The organism is Nonomuraea sp. NPDC005650 (assembly GCF_040605375.1).
In the GTDB taxonomy this organism is placed as follows: Bacteria; Actinomycetota; Actinomycetes; order Streptosporangiales; family Streptosporangiaceae; genus Nonomuraea.
Genome location: NZ_JBEXCR010000131.1, coordinates 1 through 1980 on the forward strand (window position 1 = coordinate 1; position 1980 = coordinate 1980).

Sequence of the window (1980 nt, forward strand, 5' to 3'; positions counted from 1 at the left end):
GGTGTATTCGAGGGGTCGTCGCAACACGGTGAGCACTCACTGGCGGCGGCCAGCATAGCGAGCTGAGTGGGTTTCCGCAGTCCCGAGTTGCGGGGACTGCGGAAACCCATAGCCGGAGGTCAGCAGATCGCCAATGTGGGTGACATGAAGCCGACCGAGATCGGGACGGTTCGGTAGTCTCGGCTGATGGCGAAGATCCTGGTCACGGGGATGTCGGGCACCGGCAAGTCCACGGCGTTAGAGATGCTGGCGACCCGGGGGCATCGCGCCGTCGATACTGACACCGACCAGTGGAGCCACTGGGTGACCCTGTCGGATGGATCCACTGATTGGGTGTGGCGGGAGCCGGTCATCAGCGACCTGCTCACCAATCACCGTGAGGGCGCCCTCTTCGTGGCCGGTTGCAAGTCCAATCAGGGTCGGTTCTACCCGCAATTCGACCACGTCGTCCTGCTCAGCGCTCCCGCTGAAATCATGCTTGCCCGCATCGCGACACGCACGAACAACCCCTTCGGCAAGCGCCCTGAGGAACGTGAAGCCATCCTGCGCGACCTGGCCGACGTGGAGCCGCTGCTCAGGGCCACCTCCACGCTCGAGATTGACGCTTCTGCGCCGATCGACAAGGTCGTCCAGCAGCTTGAGGAACTCGCGCAAACGACGCGGTGATCAAGGGTTTTTGGACCAGGCGCTCCGGCCTCACCGCTTCTGGGTTCAGGCGCAGGTCGCCAGGAGCTTTGCGAGGCGTTCAGCCGGGGTGTCCCACGCGAGCGTCTTGCGAGGTCGGGAGTTCAGCTCGGCGGCGACGGCGTCGAGCTGGTCGCGGGTGTGGACGGACAGGTCTGTGCCCTTGGGGAAGTACTGGCGCAGCAGGCCGTTGGTGTTCTCGTTGGAGCCGCGCTGCCATGGGCTGGCCGGGTCGCAGAAGTAGACCGGGATGTCGGTGGCGAGGGTGAAGGCGCCGTGGGAGCCCATTTCTGATCCCTGGTCCCAGGTGAGGGATCGCAGGAGGTGGCGTGGCAGGGTCGTGATGGTCTGGGTGAGAGCCTCGCGCATCAGTTCGGCGCTGCGGCCGTGCGGGAGGTGGATGAGCATCACGTAGCGGGTGGAGCGCTCGACGAGGGTGCCGATGGCGGAGTTACCGTTCTTGCCGATGATGCAGTCCCCTTCCCAGTGGCCGGGCACGGCTCGGTCGTCGGCCTCGGCAGGGCGCTCGCTGATCATGACCATGGGTGTGCTGTAGCGGGGCTGGCGTTGCTGGGCCAGGCGGCGGGGCTTGCGCATGGCGCGGCCGGTGCGCAGCGCTCGGGTCAGCTCGCGGCGCAGCTCCCCGCGGCCTTGGACGTAGAGCGCCTGGTAGATGGTCTCGTGGCACACATGCATCTCCGCCCGCTCGGGAAAGGTCCGGCGCAGGCTCTGGACAATCTGCTCCGGGCTCCAGCGCTTGTGCAGGTGGTCTTGAATGTATGCCCGTAACTCGGGGTTCTGCCCGATCTTGCCGGGCTTGGGGCGGGGCCGGCGCGCGTCGGCTCGGGCCTGCGCCGCGTGCGGCCGGTACTGGCCGTTGCCGGGGTGCCGGTTGCGGCGGATCTCCCGGCTGATGGTGGAGGGCGCGCGGCCGAGCTCACGCGCGATCTCCCGGATCGAGGCCTTTTCCCGCACCCGATCAGCGATGTGGATCCGCTCGGTCTCGTTCAGGTAGCGGCCACGCACGTCTGGGGGCGCCGCCGAGGTGATCGGTAGCGCCCCCACGTGCTTGCCGGTCGGATTGCGTCCATTACGCCATCGTCGTCCGGTCCGGGAGTTGATGCCGACGATCCGGCATGCCTCCTCGTTACTCAAACCCCGCTGCACGAGCCGCAAGTATGCCGCCCGCTCACGGGAAAGAGCCCTGCGCCCCCGAGTACGTTCCCGGTCCTCCCGAATCTCGAAGTCCATCGCATCCCCTCAACTGGGGTGTTGCGACAACCACTAGAAGAGAAG

At 66.7% G+C, this 1980-nt stretch carries 2 protein-coding genes; one reads left to right on the forward strand and one right to left on the reverse strand.

Annotated features, from left to right (window positions below):
* Nucleotides 1–186 precede the first annotated feature (186 nt).
* Nucleotides 187–666 carry an AAA family ATPase gene (locus tag ABZS69_RS66985; protein ID WP_355395637.1) on the forward strand — a complete coding sequence of 160 codons (480 nt, stop codon included), beginning with the start codon at nt 187–189 and terminating at the stop codon, nt 664–666.
* A 45-nt stretch (nt 667–711) separates the two neighbouring features.
* Here ABZS69_RS66985 and ABZS69_RS66990 read toward each other — a convergent pair whose 3' ends face one another.
* Nucleotides 712–1935 (reverse strand): IS30 family transposase, encoded by a 1224-nt coding sequence (locus ABZS69_RS66990; RefSeq protein ID WP_355395640.1) that lies wholly within the window; start codon nt 1933–1935, stop codon nt 712–714.
* Between the last annotated feature and the right edge of the window lie 45 nt (nt 1936–1980).